The sequence below is a fragment of the Telluria sp. PB2R4 genome (assembly GCF_059685695.1).
On sequence record NZ_JCASIC010000004.1, the window covers coordinates 315,703 to 332,868 of the forward strand.

The 17,166-nt window shown below is 66.1% G+C and carries 15 protein-coding genes; 14 read left to right on the top strand and 1 reads right to left on the bottom strand.

What is annotated here, in order from left to right:
* Positions 1 to 22: 22 nt before the first annotated feature.
* The 6 genes from AC56LU_RS09835 (at position 23) to rlmD (ending at position 7,784) form a co-directional block, all read left to right on the top strand.
* Entirely contained in the window at positions 23 to 2,254 is a 2,232-nt protein-coding gene (locus tag AC56LU_RS09835) for a tetratricopeptide repeat protein (protein WP_497175407.1), read from the top strand.
* Positions 2,255 to 2,379: 125 nt separating this feature from the next.
* Entirely contained in the window at positions 2,380 to 3,114 is a 735-nt protein-coding gene (gene surE, locus AC56LU_RS09840; RefSeq protein WP_497175408.1) for a 5'/3'-nucleotidase SurE, read from the top strand.
* A gap of 8 nt (positions 3,115 to 3,122) precedes the next feature.
* A complete protein-coding gene (locus tag AC56LU_RS09845; protein ID WP_497175447.1) occupies positions 3,123 to 4,013 on the top strand; it encodes a protein-L-isoaspartate(D-aspartate) O-methyltransferase in 891 nt (296 codons plus the stop codon).
* A gap of 216 nt (positions 4,014 to 4,229) precedes the next feature.
* Positions 4,230 to 5,153: a peptidoglycan DD-metalloendopeptidase family protein gene (locus AC56LU_RS09850; protein ID WP_497175409.1), complete on the top strand. Its 924-nt coding sequence runs from the start codon at positions 4,230 to 4,232 to the stop codon at positions 5,151 to 5,153.
* Positions 5,154 to 5,271: 118 nt separating this feature from the next.
* Positions 5,272 to 6,264, top strand: coding sequence for an RNA polymerase sigma factor RpoS (gene rpoS / locus AC56LU_RS09855; protein ID WP_497175410.1), 993 nt, complete (start codon positions 5,272 to 5,274; stop codon positions 6,262 to 6,264).
* 131 nt (positions 6,265 to 6,395) lie between these two features.
* Positions 6,396 to 7,784, top strand: a complete 1,389-nt coding sequence (gene rlmD / locus AC56LU_RS09860; RefSeq protein ID WP_497175411.1) for a 23S rRNA (uracil(1939)-C(5))-methyltransferase RlmD — start codon at positions 6,396 to 6,398, stop codon at positions 7,782 to 7,784.
* Positions 7,785 to 7,965: 181 nt separating this feature from the next.
* On the opposite strand, the gene AC56LU_RS09865 is transcribed toward rlmD, so the two are convergent.
* Positions 7,966 to 8,664, bottom strand: coding sequence for a Bax inhibitor-1/YccA family protein (locus tag AC56LU_RS09865; protein WP_497175412.1), 699 nt, complete (start codon positions 8,662 to 8,664; stop codon positions 7,966 to 7,968).
* Positions 8,665 to 8,908: 244 nt separating this feature from the next.
* Here AC56LU_RS09865 and ndk point away from each other — a divergent pair, with 244 nt between their 5' ends.
* The 8 genes from ndk to bamB all read left to right on the top strand — a co-directional run bounded on the left by ndk (position 8,909) and on the right by bamB (position 17,164).
* Positions 8,909 to 9,322, top strand: coding sequence for a nucleoside-diphosphate kinase (gene ndk / locus AC56LU_RS09870; RefSeq protein ID WP_497175413.1), 414 nt, complete (start codon positions 8,909 to 8,911; stop codon positions 9,320 to 9,322).
* Positions 9,323 to 9,401: 79 nt separating this feature from the next.
* Positions 9,402 to 10,571: a dual-specificity RNA methyltransferase RlmN gene (rlmN, locus tag AC56LU_RS09875; RefSeq protein ID WP_497175414.1), complete on the top strand. Its 1,170-nt coding sequence runs from the start codon at positions 9,402 to 9,404 to the stop codon at positions 10,569 to 10,571.
* Positions 10,571 to 11,371 carry a type IV pilus biogenesis/stability protein PilW gene (gene pilW, locus AC56LU_RS09880; protein WP_497175415.1) on the top strand — a complete coding sequence of 267 codons (801 nt, stop codon included), beginning with the start codon at positions 10,571 to 10,573 and terminating at the stop codon, positions 11,369 to 11,371. Before rlmN ends, pilW begins: the two co-directional genes overlap by 1 nt.
* 24 nt (positions 11,372 to 11,395) lie before the next feature.
* Positions 11,396 to 12,382, top strand: coding sequence for a RodZ domain-containing protein (locus AC56LU_RS09885; RefSeq protein WP_497175416.1), 987 nt, complete (start codon positions 11,396 to 11,398; stop codon positions 12,380 to 12,382).
* Positions 12,383 to 12,397: 15 nt separating this feature from the next.
* Positions 12,398 to 13,681 (top strand): flavodoxin-dependent (E)-4-hydroxy-3-methylbut-2-enyl-diphosphate synthase, encoded by a 1,284-nt coding sequence (gene ispG / locus AC56LU_RS09890; RefSeq protein WP_497175417.1) that lies wholly within the window; start codon positions 12,398 to 12,400, stop codon positions 13,679 to 13,681.
* A gap of 117 nt (positions 13,682 to 13,798) precedes the next feature.
* Positions 13,799 to 15,157 carry a histidine--tRNA ligase gene (hisS, locus tag AC56LU_RS09895; RefSeq protein WP_497175418.1) on the top strand — a complete coding sequence of 453 codons (1,359 nt, stop codon included), beginning with the start codon at positions 13,799 to 13,801 and terminating at the stop codon, positions 15,155 to 15,157.
* A gap of 69 nt (positions 15,158 to 15,226) precedes the next feature.
* Positions 15,227 to 15,901 carry a YfgM family protein gene (locus AC56LU_RS09900; protein ID WP_497175419.1) on the top strand — a complete coding sequence of 225 codons (675 nt, stop codon included), beginning with the start codon at positions 15,227 to 15,229 and terminating at the stop codon, positions 15,899 to 15,901.
* Between the two features lie 87 nt (positions 15,902 to 15,988).
* A complete protein-coding gene (gene bamB, locus AC56LU_RS09905; RefSeq protein WP_497175420.1) occupies positions 15,989 to 17,164 on the top strand; it encodes an outer membrane protein assembly factor BamB in 1,176 nt (391 codons plus the stop codon).
* Positions 17,165 to 17,166 lie beyond the last annotated feature (2 nt).

Consider the following 17,166-nt stretch of genomic DNA (forward strand, 5'->3'; position numbering starts at 1 on the left):
ACCGCTGGATAGCCCTGGCCAGGTGACCACGTTCTACGCCTATGAAGGCGGTCCCGCCCGCAACGGCCTGCTGGCGGCGATGGCCCTGCAGCTCGCCGGCGACAGCGCCGGGGCGCCGGTGCTGGTGATCGACTGGGACCTCGAATCGCCGTCGCTGCACCGTTACTTCGGCGCCCTGCACGATGGCGGCGAGGCCGACCTTGCCGACGATGCCTGCGATGATGAGCCGCCCGGCCTGGTGGAATATGTCGACGCCCTGCGCGACGAACTTCGCCGCCGCCGCGGTGCACGCGAGGACGGTTCCGCCGCGTCGAGCGCCGGGCCCGCTGCAGTAGCCGCCACCGTGGCCGATGCCGTGGCCGATGCCGTCCTCGATGCGGTCGACTGGCGCGCCTACGTCGGCCGTGCCGACGGCCGCCGCCCGCTCTACCTGATGCGCTCCGGCCGCTTCGGTGACGACTATGCCGAGCGTGCCGGGCGCCTCGACTGGGTCGCCTTGTTCGATGCCTGCCCGGCCCTGCTGCGCCGCTTCGCAGCACGCATGGCCGGCCACTTCCGCCACGTGCTGGTGGCCTGCCGCTCCGGCCGCTCCGCGAGCGTCAGTGCCTGCACCACGCTCGTGCCCGACCGGCTGGTCGGCCTGTTCACGCCCGCGCCCGGCAGCCTCGACGGCCTCGAAGGCGTGGTCAGGCGCGCGATCGAGTACCGCTGCACCCACGAGGACGAGCAGCGACCGCTGCTGGTCTATCCAGTCGCCTGTGCCGCCGACGGCGCGCGCAGCGACCCGGGACAGTTCTGGCGGCGCGGCGACGCCAGCCAGGGCCTGGCCGGCTACCAGCCGCGCGTCGAAGCGCTGCTGCGCGGCGTGTACGGCATCAGCCGGCTGCGCCTGGAAAGCTGGTTCGACGAAGTCCAGCTGCCGCTGTGCGACGCCGTCGCCGCTTTCAATCCCCACGCCGGGCCCGGCTTCGGCATCGGGGGCGGGGCGCTGGCGCATCCGGTTTCCTGCCTGCTATCGTGGTTCGCCCAGGGCTGCTTCCCGTGGCAGTCCTTGGCCGAGGTACGGCTGCGGGCGGCGCTCGCGCGGGCACGTGCGCAAGCGGACACGGAATCGGTCGCAGAAGCGGACGTGGAAGCGGACGCAGAAGCGGACGCAGCGGCCGTGGCGGCAGCCGGCCACCTGGCCGCCAGGCTGATGCGGCTCGGCCTGCTCTGCCAGGAAGAAGGGCGCGCCGGTGAAGCCGGCGAACTGCTGCGCGAAAGCCTGGCGCTGCGCTGCGCCGTGCTGGGCGACGACCATCCGGATGCGCGTGCAGCCCTGGCCGCGCTGGCGGCCCTGCACCTGGCCAGCGCCGAACTGGACGTGGCGCGGCGTCACTACGAACTGCTGGTACAGCGCAGCGCGCGGGACGCGGGCGCCGAGCATCCCGACACGCTGGCGGCGCGCTCCGGCCTGGCCTGTGTGCTCGGCTGGCTGGGGGAAGGCGAACGGGCGCTGGCCCTGCACGAACAGGTCGTGGCAGCCTGCGAGCGCCTGTGGGGCGATGCCCATCCGGCCACGCTCGAGAGCCTCGAAGCGCTCGCCGTCACCCTGGGCGGGCAGCATGAGAACGACCGGGCGCGGGTATTGTTCGAGCGCGTGCTCGACGGCCGCCGCCGGCTGCAGGGCAGCGAGCACGAAGACACGCTGCGCTGCGCAGAGCGGCTCGCCCGGCTGCTCGGCCAGATGGGCGACCTGGGCAATGCCCGGCGCCTGCTGGAAGGCGCACTGCGCGCACGCGCGCGCCAGGACGGCGGCTACGCCTTGAGCACACTGCGAACGCGCCAGGCGCTGGCCGAGATCCTCGCCGCCCAGGGCGATATGGCTGCCGTGCGCAGCATCCAGGACGGGGCGCCCGCGCAGCGCGCGCCCGCCTGGCCGCGCGGGCAGGCCTGTGACTCCGGCGCCAGGCCCGGCGAAGCCGGGGAGCATTCGGCGTTCGACAGCCTGCAAAACAAGTGCGCGCAACTGAAAGACCTGGTGGACAGGGAAGACCGGCACGAGGCGCGGGTACTGGCCGACACACTGCGCCATTCGGTGCCGTGGCCGAATGTGGCACTTCCGCTACGCAAGCTCATGACGGCCCTGATCGAACAGGTTTACCTGCAAGAGGGGGACAAGGACGCCGCCCTGGCCTTCAATAAAGACCTGTTGTCGTCACTGGAAGGAGCATTGTCGCAAGCCGGGCGAGGACACGTGCCGGGTTTGCATTAAAGACAAGAAAGTAAGAAAACGCCGTGACCGGCCCTGTGGCCGGCGGCACAAAAAATCGCCGTCCGGAAACAAAAAACGCGGCTCCGGCGAACGAAGTGGGCGTTGCTTCAGGTAAAATCGCAGGCATGCGAATTCTTATCAGTAACGATGACGGCTATCTGGCGCCTGGTATCAGCGCGCTGGCCGATGCCTTGTCCGCGATCGCGGACATCATGGTAGTCGCACCCGACAGCAACCGCTCGGGTGCGTCGAATTCGCTCACCCTGGATCGGCCGCTCACGGTCCAGAAGGCCGCAAACGGTTTTCATTTTGTCAACGGTACGCCAACCGATTGCGTCCACATCGCACTGACTGCGATGGGGGATGCGCTGCCCGACCTGGTCGTTTCGGGCATCAATAACGGCCAGAACATGGGTGACGACACCCTGTATTCGGGCACCGTTGCGGCAGCCACCGAAGCTTACCTGTTCGGCATCCCCGCGATCGCATTTTCGCAGGTGAACGCGGGCTGGGCCCATGTGGACGCCGCAGCCAGGGTTGCACGCGAGATCGTCGAGCGCCGCTTCGACAAGCTTGAACTGCCTTTCCTGTTCAACGTGAACATCCCGAATTTGCCCTACGAACAGATCGGCCCTTTGACGCCGTCGCGCCTCGGGCGCCGCCACCAGGCCGAGCCGGTGGTGCGCTCGCAGGATCCGCGTGGCCGCGAAATCTTCTGGATCGGCGCCCCCGGCGCCTGCCGCGATGCGGGCGAGGGCACCGATTTCCACACCACCGCGCAGGGCTGCGTATCGATCACGCCGCTGCAGGTCGACCTGACCCACCGTGCCCAACTGGAACTGCTGCGAGGGATCGTATGAGCGAGAAGATGGGCGACAAGCGCAGCACCTTCCCGCTGCCGCTGTCCTCGGTGACCGGCGGCGCCACCCGCAAGCCGGGGCTGCAGGGACCGGTGGCCACGCCGCAGACCGCCACGCGCAATGCCAGCAGCACGGCCGCCGGCACCTGGGGTCGCGCAAGTAGCCCCCCCGGCGCAGCGGCGCCGTCGCCGCGCGCGCCCGGCTATGCGCAGACACACGCGCCGAGCGCGCCGGTCGTGCAGCGTTCCGACCTGATGGCATCGGAAGCGGTGCGGCGCGCCATGGTGGCGCGTGTGGCGAAGCAGGGCGTCAAGGACGGCATCGTGCTGGACGCGATGGAAGCGGTGCCGCGCCACCTGTTCATCGAACCGGCCCTGTCGGCGCAGGCGTACATCGACGCTTCGCTGCCGATCGGCTATAACCAGACGATTTCGCAGCCCTACATCGTGGCCCGCATGATCGAAGCAATGCGCGAGGCCATGCGCGACGGCGGGAAACTGGGCAAGGTGCTCGAGATCGGCACCGGCTGCGGCTACCAGGCCGCCGTACTGTCCTTTGTGGCGCGCGAGGTGTATTCGATCGAGCGCATCAAGCCGCTGCACGAGCTGGCCAAGACCAAGCTGCGGCCGCTGAGGATTTCGAACCTGCGTTTGCAATACGGCGATGGTATGCTAGGCTTGCCGCAGGTAGCACCTTTCGACGGCATCATCCTTGCAGCCGCGGGCCTCGAAGTGCCGCAAGCCCTGCTCGAACAACTGGCCATCGGCGCGCATCTGGTTGCGCCGGTTGGCGCCCAGGTCCAGCACCTGCAACGTATTACCCGCATCGGCAAGAGCGAGTGGGCCAGCGAAACGCTGGAAGCCTGCCACTTCGTGCCGCTGCGTCCCGGCACGGTCTAGCGCAGCGTCGCTTTGGCATGCCCCGGCCCGCCGGGGGAGGCCTGTGCCGGGCTGTGCAGACCAAGCTGCCGGGTCAACCCGTCCGGCCCGGCCGGCGTTGAAGAGCCTGGTCCGACACCATGACCGGACACGGCCGATGATGTCCGCCGACGTGCGTCCTTCCCTGGCTCGGCCGGGGCTGCGCGCCACAGAACATGAACAGAAAACAGAAAGACAATGAACCAAGCACCCCAATTGCCCCGTCTGGCACTGATTACCCTCACCCTCGGCCTGCTGGCCGGCTGTAACTCCATTACGCGCCAGGCGCCGGTCGTCGAGCGCACCACGCAGCCGGCGGCCTCGCAGCCGCGCCCGGCTCAGGCCGCGCGGGTCGAAGAACCGAAGGCCGAGAAGGGCATGTACACCGTTCGCCGCGGCGACACCCTGCTGCGCATCGCACTGGACCACGGAGAGAATTACCGCGACCTCGTCGCCTGGAACAACCTGCGCGACCCGGACGACATCAAGGTCGGCCAGACCCTGCGCATCGCGGCGCCGGAGCGCGGCGAGCGCACCGCCAATATCCAGACCCAGCCGGTGCCGATGCCGCCGAGCGCCACGCCGCCGCGCAAGACCGAACCGCGCGCCGACAAGCAGCCGTACAACGAGAGCGTCGCCGCCAACCAGCCGCCCGTGCCCGCACGCACCGAGCCTGTGCGCCCGGCCGCGCCGGCGCCCGCTGTTGCGGCCCCGGCGGTTGCGGCAGCCGGCACCGTCAGCGCGAACGACGACGACAGGCTGAGCTGGATGTGGCCGGCCGATGGCCGCATCGTCGCCACCTTCGACGAAGGCCGCAACAAGGGCATCGATATTGCCGGGCGTCCCGGCCAGCAGGTCGTGGCGGCAGGCGCCGGCAAGGTAATGTACGCTGGCAGTGGCATCCGGGGTTATGGTAATCTCGTCATCGTCAAGCACAACAACAGCTTGCTGTCGGCATACGCGCACAACCGCAAGATCGTCGTCAAGGAAGGCGACAACGTGGCCAAGGGCCAGATGATCGCGGAGATGGGCGATTCGGATGCCGATTCGGTGAAATTGCATTTCGAAATACGCCAACAGGGCAAACCCGTCGACCCGTCGAGGTTCCTGCCCGGTCGCTGACGGGTGTGAAAAAGCGGCCAGGGCAAGGTGCCGAGTCGAAGACAGTACGGTAGTACGGTAGTACGGCGAGACGAGGCAACGCAGCCATGGACGAATTTTTCGCACACGTAGGGATGGTATGACGCAGCCGCCGCATTCGCTGGAACCGCAGGACGACGAGTTTCCGGACGAATCGGAACCCGAGGGTGCGCTTGCGGCCGATGGGGCGGAGGAGCTGGCGAGCACCCCGGCAGTCGATTCGGTGGACGAGCTGCGCAAGGTCTTGCAGGCCGAGCTTGCCACCGATACCACCCAGCACTACCTCAACCAGATCGGCACCCGCCCGCTCCTGAGCGCGGCGGAAGAAGTCCAGGTCGCCACGCTGGCCAAGGCGGGCGACTTCGCCGCGCGCCAGAAGATGATCGAGCATAACCTGCGCCTGGTCGTCTCGATCGCCAAGCACTACATCAATCGCGGCGTCGTGCTGCTCGACCTTATCGAGGAAGGCAATATCGGCCTGATGCGCGCAATCGACAAGTTCGAGCCCGAGCGCGGCTTCCGTTTTTCGACCTACGCCACCTGGTGGATCCGCCAGAGCATCGAGCGCGCCATCATGAACCAGGCGCGCACGGTGCGTCTCCCGGTGCACATGGTGCGCGAGCTGAACCAGGTCCTGCGCGCCAAGTACCACCTCGAGGCGCAGAAGCACGACGGCAAGGACGCCACCTGCGAGGACATCGCCAGCCTGGTCGGACGGCCGGTGGAAGAGGTGCAGGACATCCTGGCGCTGTCCGAGCACGCCGCCTCGCTCGACGCCCCGCTCGACAACGATCCCACGTCCAGCCTGATGGACATGCTGCCGGACGACGGCGAGGCCAGTCCCGACCTGCGCGCCGAGCACCACGAAATGACGGGCCTGGTGCGCGACTGGCTGGCGCGGCTGCCGGACAAGCAGCGCCAGGTCGTCACGCGGCGCTTCGGGCTGGACAACGACGATCCGGCCACGCTCGAGACCCTGGCCGAAGAGATGGGCGTGACGCGCGAGCGGGTGCGCCAGATCCAGCAGGAGGCGCTGGTCAAGCTCAAGCGGGCGATGGCGGCACGCGGCGTCGTGCGGGATTCCTTGCTGTAAGCATTGAAGCCCCTCCGGTAGCGCCTGATTCATTTCCTTGCTATCATCCCCGCCGGGCGGATTCAGCCCATTTTTTATTTGCGAACTCCTTGCACAGCCAGTCCTGTGCTCACTCCCTTTTCTCCACCACCATGCAAGAAATTCTCATCGACATCAAATCCCTGGATGCGGACGCGCGCGGCGTCGGCCACCTCGAGAACGAAGACGGCAGCCAGGGCAAGGTGATCTTCGTCGAAGGCGCACTGCCTGGCGAACGCGTCAGCTATGAAACCCTGCGCAAGAAGAAGAACTGGGAGTCGGGCCGCATGCTCACGCTGCAGCGCGCCTCGTCGATGCGGGTCGAGCCCAAGTGCAAGCACTTCGGCACCTGCGGCGGCTGCTCGATGCAGCACCTGGAACCGTCGGCACAGGTGGCAATGAAGCAGCGCGTCCTGGAAGACAACCTCTGGCACATCGGCAAGGTCAAGTCCGAGATGATCATGCGTCCGATGTACGGCCCCACCTGGGACTACCGCTTCCGCGCCCGCCTGTCGGTGCGCCACGTGGCCAAGAAGGGCGGGGTGCTGGTCGGTTTCCACGAACGCGGCTCGGCCTTCGTGGCCGACATCACCTATTGCGAAATCTTGCCGGACCACGTGGCGCAGCTGATCGCGCCCTTGCGCGAATTCATCGGCCAGCTGTCGATCTACAACCAGCTGCCGCAGATCGAGGTCGCCATCGGCGAAGAGGTGACGGTGCTGGTGCTGCGCATCATGGCGCCGCTCACCCCGGCGGATGAAACCCTGGTCAAGGCCTTCGCCGATCAGTGGAATGTGCAGATCTGGCTCCAGCCGAAGGGTCCGGACACCGCCCATCCCTACTACCCGCTGGGCAAGGAGCTCTACTACACGCTGCCGGAATTCGGCATCCGCATGCCCTTCAAGCCGACCGATTTCACCCAGGTGAACCACCAGATCAACCGCGTGCTGGTGGCGAAGGCGCTGAGGCTGCTGGACGTCCAGCCGGGCGAGCGCGTGGCCGACCTGTTCTGTGGTCTGGGCAACTTCACGCTGCCGCTGGCGACGCAGGCGCGCGAAGTGGTCGGCATCGAAGGCAGCACCGCGCTGACCACGCGCGCGCTGGAGAATGCGCAGGCCAACGGGCTGGCAAGCAAAACGGCGTTCTCGACCCGCAACCTGTTCGAGGTGACGAAGGAGGACCTGGTCGCGCTGGGCCATTTTGAGCGCATGCTGGTCGACCCGCCACGCGACGGCGCCATGGCGCTGTCGCAGGCGCTGGCCGACCTGCGCGCTACGCATGAGGAGCTGATGCCGCAGCGGATCGTGTACGTGTCCTGCAGCCCGTCGACCCTGGCGCGCGACGCAGGGATCCTGGTGCATCAGGCGGGCTATGTGCTGCGGAAGGCGGGGGTGTGCAATATGTTCCCGCACACCTCGCACGTGGAGTCGATTGCGGTGTTCGAGCTGGGGGAGAAGCCGGTGGCGGCTGCCACGTGCGAGGTGCCAGGCGAAGCCGCTTGACGTAGGGTGGGCAGGTTTTCCTGCCCACGCGTTCAGCTATCGGGCGAGAAGCCGCGCCGTGCCTGCATCCGATCTGGTTGAACGCGTGGGCGGGAGACCCGCCCACCCTACGAGAACCCAGCCGTTCCGCCAAAGAAAAAGCCGACCATCAGGTCGGCTTTTTCATTCGGGCTGAAACCGCTTAGTCGCGGTCGCCGCCGGCGATGCCCAGCAGGTGCAGCAGGCTGGTGAAGATGTTGTACACGTCCAGGTAGATCGCCAGGGTCGCCGAGATGTAGTTGGTCTCGCCGCCGTTGATGATGCGCTGCACGTCATACAGGATGAAGGCCGAGAAGATGCCGATTGCCAGCATCGAGATCACGATCGACAGCGCCGACATCTGCAGGAAGATGTTGGCCACGGCTGCCAGCAGGATCACGATCACGCCGGCCATCAGCCAGCTGCCCATGCCCGAGAAGTCGCGCTTGGTGGTGGTGGCGATGCTGGCCATCACGGCGAACACGCAGGCGGTGCCGCCGAAGGCGGTCATGATCAGGGTGCCGCCATTGCTGTAGCCCAGGGTGTGGCGCAGCAGTGGAGTCAGCATCAGGCCCATGAAGAAGGTGAAGCCCAGCAGCACGGCCACGCCGAGCGCGGAGTGCTTGGTCTTTTCGATGGCGAACATGAAGCCGAATGCGACGGCCAGGAAGATGATGAAGCCCATGCCGCCGCTGAGCATCGGCAGTTCCATCGAGACGCCGATGAATGCGCCCAGCACGGTCGGGATCATCGACAGTGCCAGCAGCCAATAGGTGTTGCGCAGGACGTTATTGCGCGCGACCTGGCCCCGACCCGCTTTGGTCAGGTCGATCGTGCTGCGCGGTTGGGAATTAGGGAACATTTATGCCTCCGGTTAGTGGATGAGCGTCACTGAAAACATACAAGGACAAACTTAGTTGAGCCTTAAACAACGCTGCAGTCAGGACGATTTTGCCCTGCAACTCTACCACTTTGCTTGCCAGTGCCGCAATATCGGCTATATGGGGCATGTGTGGTAAAATTAAAGGTTGATTGAGTTCCAAATTGGGTTGCAAGAACCCTCCTCAGTTCTTGATTCAAATCATTCATTTTTATTGGAGTTTTACATGGCAATCGAACGCACCCTGTCGATCATCAAACCAGACGCCGTTGCAAAAAACGTGATCGGCCAAATCTATAGCCGTTTCGAAGGCGCTGGCCTGAAGATCGTCGCTGCACGCATGACCCAGCTGTCGCGTGAGCAGGCTGAAGGCTTCTACGCTGCCCACAAGGAGCGCGGCTTCTTCAACGACCTGGTCACCTTCATGGTCTCGGGTCCTGTCATGATCCAGGTCCTGGAAGGCGAGAACGCCGTCCTGGCGCACCGCGACCTGATGGGCGCGACCGATCCGAAGAAAGCTGAAAAAGGCACCATCCGCGCCGATTTCGCCGATTCGATCGATGCCAACGCCGTTCACGGTTCGGACGCTGTCGAAGCTGCCAAAGTGGAAATCGCTTACTTCTTCCCAGAACTGAAGTAATCGGCTTCATGCATCAAGAACCACTCGTCCGCAGCCCCGGGGCTGGCACGAGTGGTTTCAGAAATAAAAGGATTTTGCCATGACGACGCTCACCAACCTGCTGGACTTCGATCCCGCGCAACTCGTTGCGTACTGCGCCGAGCTGGGTGAGAAGCCGTTCCGCGCCAAGCAGCTGCAGCGCTGGATCCACCAGTTCGGCGCCGCCAGTTTCGACGACATGACCGACCTGGCCAAGTCGCTGCGCGAAAAACTGAAGACCCGCGCCGAAGTCCGTGCCCCTGGCATCATCAGCGACCACACGTCCACCGACGGCACCCGCAAGTGGCTGGTCGACGTCGGCAATGGCAATGCCGTGGAAACCGTGTTCATTCCGGAAGAAAACCGCGGCACGCTGTGCATCTCCACGCAGGCCGGCTGCGCCGTCAACTGCCGCTTCTGCTCGACCGGCAAGCAGGGCTTCAACCGCAACCTCACCGTGGCCGAAATCATCGGCCAGCTGTGGATGGCCGAGTTCGAGCTGCGCCGTACCAAGGGCATCGAGCCGGGCCCGAAGGGCGAGCGCCAGATCACCAACGTGGTCATGATGGGCATGGGCGAGCCGCTGCTCAACTACGAGCCGACCGTCACCGCGCTCAAGCTGATGTTGGACGATAACGCCTACGGCCTGTCGCGCCGCCGCGTGACCCTGTCGACCTCGGGCGTGGTCCCGAACATCGACAAGCTGTCGCAGGACGTGCCGGTGGCGCTGGCCGTGTCGCTGCACGCGTCGAACGACGCCCTGCGCGACATCCTGGTGCCGCTGAACAAGAAATACCCGCTGCGCGAGCTGATGGCCGCCTGCAAGCGCTACCTGGAGTTCGCGCCACGCGACTTCATCACCTTCGAGTACTGCATGCTCGATAACTTCAACGACAGCGACGAGCATGCACGCGAACTGATCAAGCTGGTCACCGACCCGGTGGTCGGCATCAACTGCAAGTTCAACCTGATTCCGTTCAATCCGTTCCCGGAATCGGGCCTGACCCGTTCCAAGAACCCGCGCATCAAGGCCTTCGCCCAGGTGCTGATGGACGCCGGCATCGTCACCACCGTGCGCAAGACGCGCGGCGACGACATCGACGCCGCCTGCGGCCAGCTGGCAGGCGAGGTGCAGGACCGCACCAAGGTCGCCCAGCGCATGGAAAAGATGGCCGAGTACCAGAAGAAGTTCGGCGCCGACTTCGGCCGCATCGTGGAGATTCCGTCCTGATGGTCCGCGCTGCCGGTCGTGCCGCGCTGTTGTTCGTCCTGGCCTTCGTGGCCGGCTGCGCCAGCAATGGCACGGGCGGCAGCGGCGAACTGAAGACCGCGTCCGACGTGACGGCGGCGGAAAAGCGCGCCGCGATCCGCATGCAGTTGGCGGTCGGCTACTACCAGCAAGGCAAGAACGAGATCGCCCTCGATGAGGTCAAGCAGGCAATCGCGGCCGACCCGGACAATGCCGAGGCCTATGGCCTGCGCGCGCTGATCTATACCGCGATGGGCCAGCTGGCGCTGGCCGACGAGAATTACCAGTCTGCGCTGCGCCTCAAGCCGGGCAACCCGGACCTGTCGAACAACTACGGTTCCTTCCTGTGCAGCGCGCTGAACAAGCCGGCGCAGGCGATGCCTTACTTCGACGCCGCCTTGCGCAACCCGGCCTACCAGACGCCGGTGAGCGCGCTGGTGAACGCGGGCCTGTGCAGCATCCGCAGCAAGAGTTACCTGGCCGCCGAGCGCTACCTGCTGGAAGCCGTCCGCTACAACCCCGACCTGCAGGCCATCAATGCCGGCCTGGCAAGGACTTATTACGAGCGGCGCGACTTTCCACGCGCCGGTTTTTTCATCAACCGCCTGATCGAGACGTCGAAACTCGACACGCTGCCGGCCGACACGCTCTGGCTTGCCTTGCGCGTGCAGCGCAGGCTGGGCGACCGGAGCCAGGAGGCCAGCCTGGCAGCCCAGCTGCGGCGGCGCTTCCCCGGTTCGCCGGAGTACGCGGCTTTCGAGCGCGGCGCATTCGACGATTGATCCAGCTAGAGTGAGACCAGCATAATGAACGAGCATGCAGACCAGCCGGCAACGCCGGGCAACGACGCGGGCATTCCCGGCAAGACCCTGCAGTCCCAGCGCGAAGCGATGGGCTGGAGCGTGGAGCAGGTGGCCGACCAGCTGAAGCTGGCGCCGCGCCAGGTGGTCGCGCTGGAAGCCGGCGACTACGCCGCGCTCCCCAGCCCTGCCGTGACGCGCGGCTTCGTGCGCGCCTACGCCAAGTTACTGCGCATCGACGCTGCCCCGCTGGTGGCCAAGATCGAGATGAACATGCCGCCCGAAGCCCAGGCCGGCGCGACCGCCTCCATCCCGCGCCGCGAACAGCGTCCGGCCTCGTTCTCGCAGAGCCGCTTCCCGATCGGCGGCAAGCGCAACAAAGTGCCGGTCGGTCTCATCGCCGGCGCCCTCGTCGTGATCGCCGCCGGCGCCGCGCTCTGGCACTTCGGCCTGATCCCGGGCAGCCAGCAGCCGCAGACCGACAGCGGCAACGTGCTCGAGTCGCCGGTGGTGGCGCCGCAAGGCGTCGCACCGGCCGTGCCCGCGCCCAATGACGCGCTGCTGAATCCGTCGGTGCCGCTGATCTCGGTGCCGGCGCCGACAGGCGAGGGCGCGACTGCCCCGGCCGCCGCTCCTGCGACCGCAGCTGCAACGACACCGGCGGCGCCCGCGGCGTCCACCCCGGTCGCACCGGCAGCCGCCAACCTTGCAGCGCCGGTCACGGCTGTGCCGGCGGCTGCTGCCCCGGCAACGGCAGGCGGCAACACGCTGGTGCTGAACGTACGTGAAGATGCCTGGATCGGCGTGGTCGTCGGCGGCAAGCGCGTCCTCTGGCGCGAGGTCAAGGCCGGCTCGACCGAAACCATCGACGTCACCGGGCCGGGTATGCTGACCGTCGGCAATCCAGGCGCCGTGACGGCGACCCTGCGTGGTTCGGCTGTCAGCCTGGAGCTGGCGCCGGGCAAGAAGTTCGCGCAAGTGACCTTGAAATAAGCGATGGAACAGAACATGATCGTGAATGAGCCCTGCATTGGGGAACCTATCCCGTCCGGCCCGCAGGCACGCAGCGCCCGCCGCAAGGTAGCGGTCTCGCATGGCCAGCGCACCGTCTGGGTCGGCGGCGACGCGCCGGTCGTGGTGCAGTCGATGACCAACACCGATACCGCCGACGTGATCGGCACCGCGATCCAGGTCAAGGAGCTGGCGCGCGCCGGTTCCGAGATCGTGCGCATCACCGTGGACACGCCGGCCGCCGCCGCCGCGGTGCCGGCGATCCGCGAACAGCTCGACCGCATGGAGATCGACACCCCGCTGGTGGGCGACTTCCACTACAACGGCCACCTGCTGCTGCGCGACTATCCGGAATGCGCGCAGGCGCTGTCGAAGTACCGCATCAATCCGGGCAACGTGGGGCAGGGCGCCAAGCGCGACACCCAGTTCGCCCAGATGATCGAGATCGCCGCCCGCTACGACAAGCCGGTGCGCATCGGCGTCAACTGGGGCTCGCTCGACCAGTCGCTGCTGGCGCGCATCATGGACGAAAACGCGTCGCGCGCCACGCCGTGGAGCGCCCAGGCGGTGATGTACGAAGCCCTGATCACCTCGGCGATCGAGAACGCCGTGCGCGCCGAGGAAGTCGGCCTGGCGCGCGACAAGATCATCCTGAGCTGCAAGGTGTCGGGCGTGCAAGACCTGATCGCGGTCTACCGCGAGCTCGCCCGCCGCTGCGACTACCCGCTGCACCTGGGCCTGACCGAGGCCGGCATGGGCAGCAAGGGCATCGTGGCCTCGACCGCGGCCTTGTCGGTGCTGCTGCAGGAAGGCATCGGCGACACCATCCGCATTTCCTTGACGCCGGAACCGGGCGGCGACCGCACCAGGGAGGTCGTGGTCGGCCAGGAAATCCTGCAGACCATGGGCCTGCGCAAGTTCACCCCGATGGTGATCGCCTGCCCGGGCTGCGGCCGCACGACCTCGACCGTGTTCCAGGAACTGGCGGACAATATCCAGACCTTCCTGCGCGAGCAGATGCCGGAGTGGAAAAAGACTTATCCGGGCGTGGAAGCGATGAACGTGGCCGTGATGGGCTGCATCGTCAACGGTCCGGGCGAATCGAAGCACGCCAATATCGGCATCAGTTTGCCGGGCACGGGCGAATCGCCGGCGGCGCCGGTGTTCGTCGACGGGCAGAAGTTCGCCACCCTGCGCGGCGAGCGCATCGTGGATGAGTTCAAGGCCATCGTGCTGAATTACGTGCAGAAGAATTACGGCCAGCAGGCAGTGGCACAATAAAATACACCACGGTTTTTCGTAGGGTGGGCGGGTTCCCCGCCCACGCGTTCAAACAGTGCATGCGTGATTTGAACGCGTGGGCGGGAGACCCGCCCACCTACAGAAGCGAAAGAAAACATGTCCAAACCAGAAAAAATCGTCGCCGTCAAAGGCATGAACGACATCCTCCCGCAAGACGCACCGATGTGGGAGCTGTTCGAGAACACCGCCGAGACCATCCTCAAGAGCTACGGCTACCAGAAGATCGTCACCCCGATCGTCGAGGACACCTCCCTGTTCGCGCGCGCCATCGGCGCCGTCACCGACATCGTCGAGAAGGAGATGTACTCCTTCGAAGACGCGATGAACGGCGACCAGCTGACCCTGCGTCCGGAAGGCACCGCCGGCGCCGTGCGCGCGGTCATCGAGCATAACCTCGTGTACGACGGCCCCAAGCGCCTCTGGTACAAGGGCCCGATGTTCCGCCACGAGCGTCCGCAGCGTGGCCGCTACCGCCAGTTCTTCCAGTTCGGCGCCGAAGCGGTCGGTTTCTCGGGCCCGGACATCGACGCCGAGCTGATCATGCTGTGCCGCCGCCTGTGGGACGACCTGGGCCTGCAGAACGTGCGCCTCGAGCTGAACTCGATCGGCAATGCGGACGAGCGCCTGCGCCACCGCGCCGACCTGATCGCCTACCTGGAACAGCACGCCGACATCCTCGACGCCGAGGCCAAGCGCCGCCTGCACAGCAACCCGCTGCGCATCCTCGACACCAAGAACCCGGCCATGCAGGAGATGGTCAATGGCGCGCCCAAGCTGCTCGACTACCTGGGCGAGGACTCGCTGGCGCACCTGAACGGCTTGCGCAAGATCCTCGATCTCAACGCGGTGCAGTACACCATCAACCCGCGCCTGGTGCGCGGCCTCGATTACTACAACCGCACCGTGTTCGAGTGGGTCACCGACGAGCTGGGCTCGCAGGGCACCATCTGTGCCGGCGGCCGCTACGATCCGCTGATCGAGCAGTTCGGCGGCAAGCCGACCCCGGCGGTCGGCTTCGCGATGGGCATCGAGCGCATCGTCGAGCTGATGAAGGGCCTGGGCGAGACCCAGGCGCCGAGCCAGTGCGATGTCTACCTGGTCCACCAGGGCGAACCAGCCCAGCTGCAGGCCTTCGTGCTGGGCGAGCGCCTGCGGGATGCCGGCCTGGATGTTGTGTTACATTGCGCAACGCCGGCAGGCGCGGGCAGCTTCAAGAGCCAGATGAAGAAGGCCGACGGCAGCGGCGCTTCGTTCGCCGTGATCATCGGCGACGATGAAATCGCCACCAGCCAGGCAGTCGTCAAGGCGATGCGCGGCGAGGCGGGCGAACAGCAGCAGTCGAAAGTGGCCTTCGAAAACGTGGTCGACTACGTGGTCGACCAGATCGTCGGCGGCGGCGGGCACGACTGCGAGGACGAGAATTGCAACGAGCACGGGCATCATCACCGCCCATGACCGACCAATAAGCCGGGCGCCGGTAACAGACCGATCCACCACCATAACAACCACGCAACAGAGCAGACAATGGCATACGACCTCGAAGAACAGGAACAGATCGCGAACTTCAAGGCCTTCTGGGCCCGTTACGGCAACCTCATCATGGGCGTGCTGATTGCCGCGCTTCTCGCTTACGCCGGCTATAACTTCTGGCAGACGCGCCAGCGCACCCAGGCCGTCGAGGCCTCGGGGCTGTACGACGAGCTGCAGGCGTCGCTGGCGGCGAGCGACAACGCCAAGGCCCAGCGCATTGCAGGCGACATCAAGCAGAAGTACGAAGGCACCGTCTACGCGCAGATGGCCGCCCTGGCCGCCGCCAAGACCGCGTTCGAAGCGAACGACCTGAAGACCGCCAAGGCGCAGCTGCAGTGGGTGGTGGACAAGGGCAATGACGAGTACAAGGCGATCGCGCGACTGCGCCTGGCCGGCGTGCTGCTGGACGAAAAGTCTTTCGACGCCGCCCTCAAGCTGCTGAACGACAAGTTCCCTGAGCAATTCTCGGCCGAAGTGTCGGATCGCAAGGGCGACGTGCTGGTGGCACAGAACAAGATTACCGAAGCACGCCAGGCTTACGTGGCCGCGCTGGCTGCGATGCACAAGGATAACCCGGGCCGCCAGCTGGTCCAGATCAAGCTCGAAGCCATTGGCGGCACCGTGCCGGCCGAAGCGAAGGATGCCAAAGCACCGGCGGCGGCAGCGTAAACCCAAGATTCACAGGCCCGCGCCCGCTTGCGAAAAGGGGGCGCGGGCTTTGCGTCCTTTATAAGCCCAGGAACAAGGTTAAAGAATATGCGTATTAGCAGCAAACTTGTTGGTGTTGGTGTACTGGCCCTGGTGACGGGCTGCTCGAGCATTCCGCAATTCTCGTCGCTCAGCCTCAGCTCGCTCAATCCGTTTTCGAAGCCGAAGGGCGACCAGCCGGCGCCGCTGGTGGAATTGAAGGCGACCATGGCGGTGCGTACCGCATGGAAGCTCGACATCGGCAAGGCCGGTCCCTATGTGTTCTCGCCCGCGCTGAGCGGCAACACCGTGGTGGTGGCCGGCGGCGGCGGCGACATCGCCCGCGTCGAAGCCGCCACCGGCAAGCTGCTGTGGCGCATCAAGGCCGGCACCGAACTGTCGGCCGGCGTCGGCACCGACGGCAACCTGATCGTGGTCGGCGGCACCAAGGGCACCGTGCTGGCCTTCGACATGGACGGCCAGAAGCTGTGGAGCGCGCAGCTGTCGAGCGAACTCCTGTCTTCGCCGGTCGTCGGCCAGGGCATCGTGGTCGCGCGCAGCCTGGACAACCGCATCGTCGGCCTGGACGCCAAGACCGGCGAAAAGAAATGGACCGTGCAGCGCGTGACGCCGGCACTGACCCTGCGCACCGCGCCGGGCATGCTGATCCGCGGCAGCGACGTCATTATCGCCCAGCCGGCAGGCCGCCTGTCGTCCATGATCCTGGCCACCGGCGCGCCGCGCTGGGACCAGGAAGTGGGCGTGGCGCGCGGCGCCACCGAACTCGAACGCGTGACCGACATCGGCGGCGCTCCGGTGCTGTTCGAGAACGATGTCTGCGCCGTCTCCTACCAGGGCCGGGTCGCCTGCTTCGACGCGGCCAACGGCAGCCCGAAATGGACGCGCGACCTGTCGTCGGAAGTCGGCGTCGCCGTCGACCAGCGCTTCGTGTTCGCGCCGGACGACAAGGGCGCGCTGTTCGCGTTCAACCGCGACACCGGCTCGAACGCCTGGAAGAACGACAAGCTGGCCTTCCGCCGCCTGTCGACCCCGGTTTCCTACGGCCGCACGGTGGCGGTGGGCGACTACCAGGGCATGATCCACTTCCTGTCGCGCGAGGATGGCAGCTTCCTGGCGCGCGCCGCGACCGACGGCAGCGCCGTGATCGGCACCCCGCTGGTGGCTGGATCGCACCTGATTTTTCAAACACAAAATGGAACTGTGACCGCTATCGCGGTCGAATAGAA

Coding starts and splice junctions, on each gene's coding strand:
- surE (WP_497175408.1), top strand. CDS start 2,380: ATGCGAATTCTTATCAGTAACGATGACGGCTATCTGGCGCCTGGTATC.
- AC56LU_RS09845 (WP_497175447.1), top strand. CDS start 3,123: ATGGGCGACAAGCGCAGCACCTTCCCGCTGCCGCTGTCCTCGGTGACC.
- AC56LU_RS09850 (WP_497175409.1), top strand. CDS start 4,230: ATGAACCAAGCACCCCAATTGCCCCGTCTGGCACTGATTACCCTCACC.
- rpoS (WP_497175410.1), top strand. CDS start 5,272: ATGACGCAGCCGCCGCATTCGCTGGAACCGCAGGACGACGAGTTTCCG.
- rlmD (WP_497175411.1), top strand. CDS start 6,396: ATGCAAGAAATTCTCATCGACATCAAATCCCTGGATGCGGACGCGCGC.
- AC56LU_RS09865 (WP_497175412.1), bottom strand. CDS start 8,664: ATGTTCCCTAATTCCCAACCGCGCAGCACGATCGACCTGACCAAAGCG.
- ndk (WP_497175413.1), top strand. CDS start 8,909: ATGGCAATCGAACGCACCCTGTCGATCATCAAACCAGACGCCGTTGCA.
- rlmN (WP_497175414.1), top strand. CDS start 9,402: ATGACGACGCTCACCAACCTGCTGGACTTCGATCCCGCGCAACTCGTT.
- pilW (WP_497175415.1), top strand. CDS start 10,571: ATGGTCCGCGCTGCCGGTCGTGCCGCGCTGTTGTTCGTCCTGGCCTTC.
- AC56LU_RS09885 (WP_497175416.1), top strand. CDS start 11,396: ATGAACGAGCATGCAGACCAGCCGGCAACGCCGGGCAACGACGCGGGC.
- ispG (WP_497175417.1), top strand. CDS start 12,398: ATGATCGTGAATGAGCCCTGCATTGGGGAACCTATCCCGTCCGGCCCG.
- hisS (WP_497175418.1), top strand. CDS start 13,799: ATGTCCAAACCAGAAAAAATCGTCGCCGTCAAAGGCATGAACGACATC.
- AC56LU_RS09900 (WP_497175419.1), top strand. CDS start 15,227: ATGGCATACGACCTCGAAGAACAGGAACAGATCGCGAACTTCAAGGCC.
- bamB (WP_497175420.1), top strand. CDS start 15,989: ATGCGTATTAGCAGCAAACTTGTTGGTGTTGGTGTACTGGCCCTGGTG.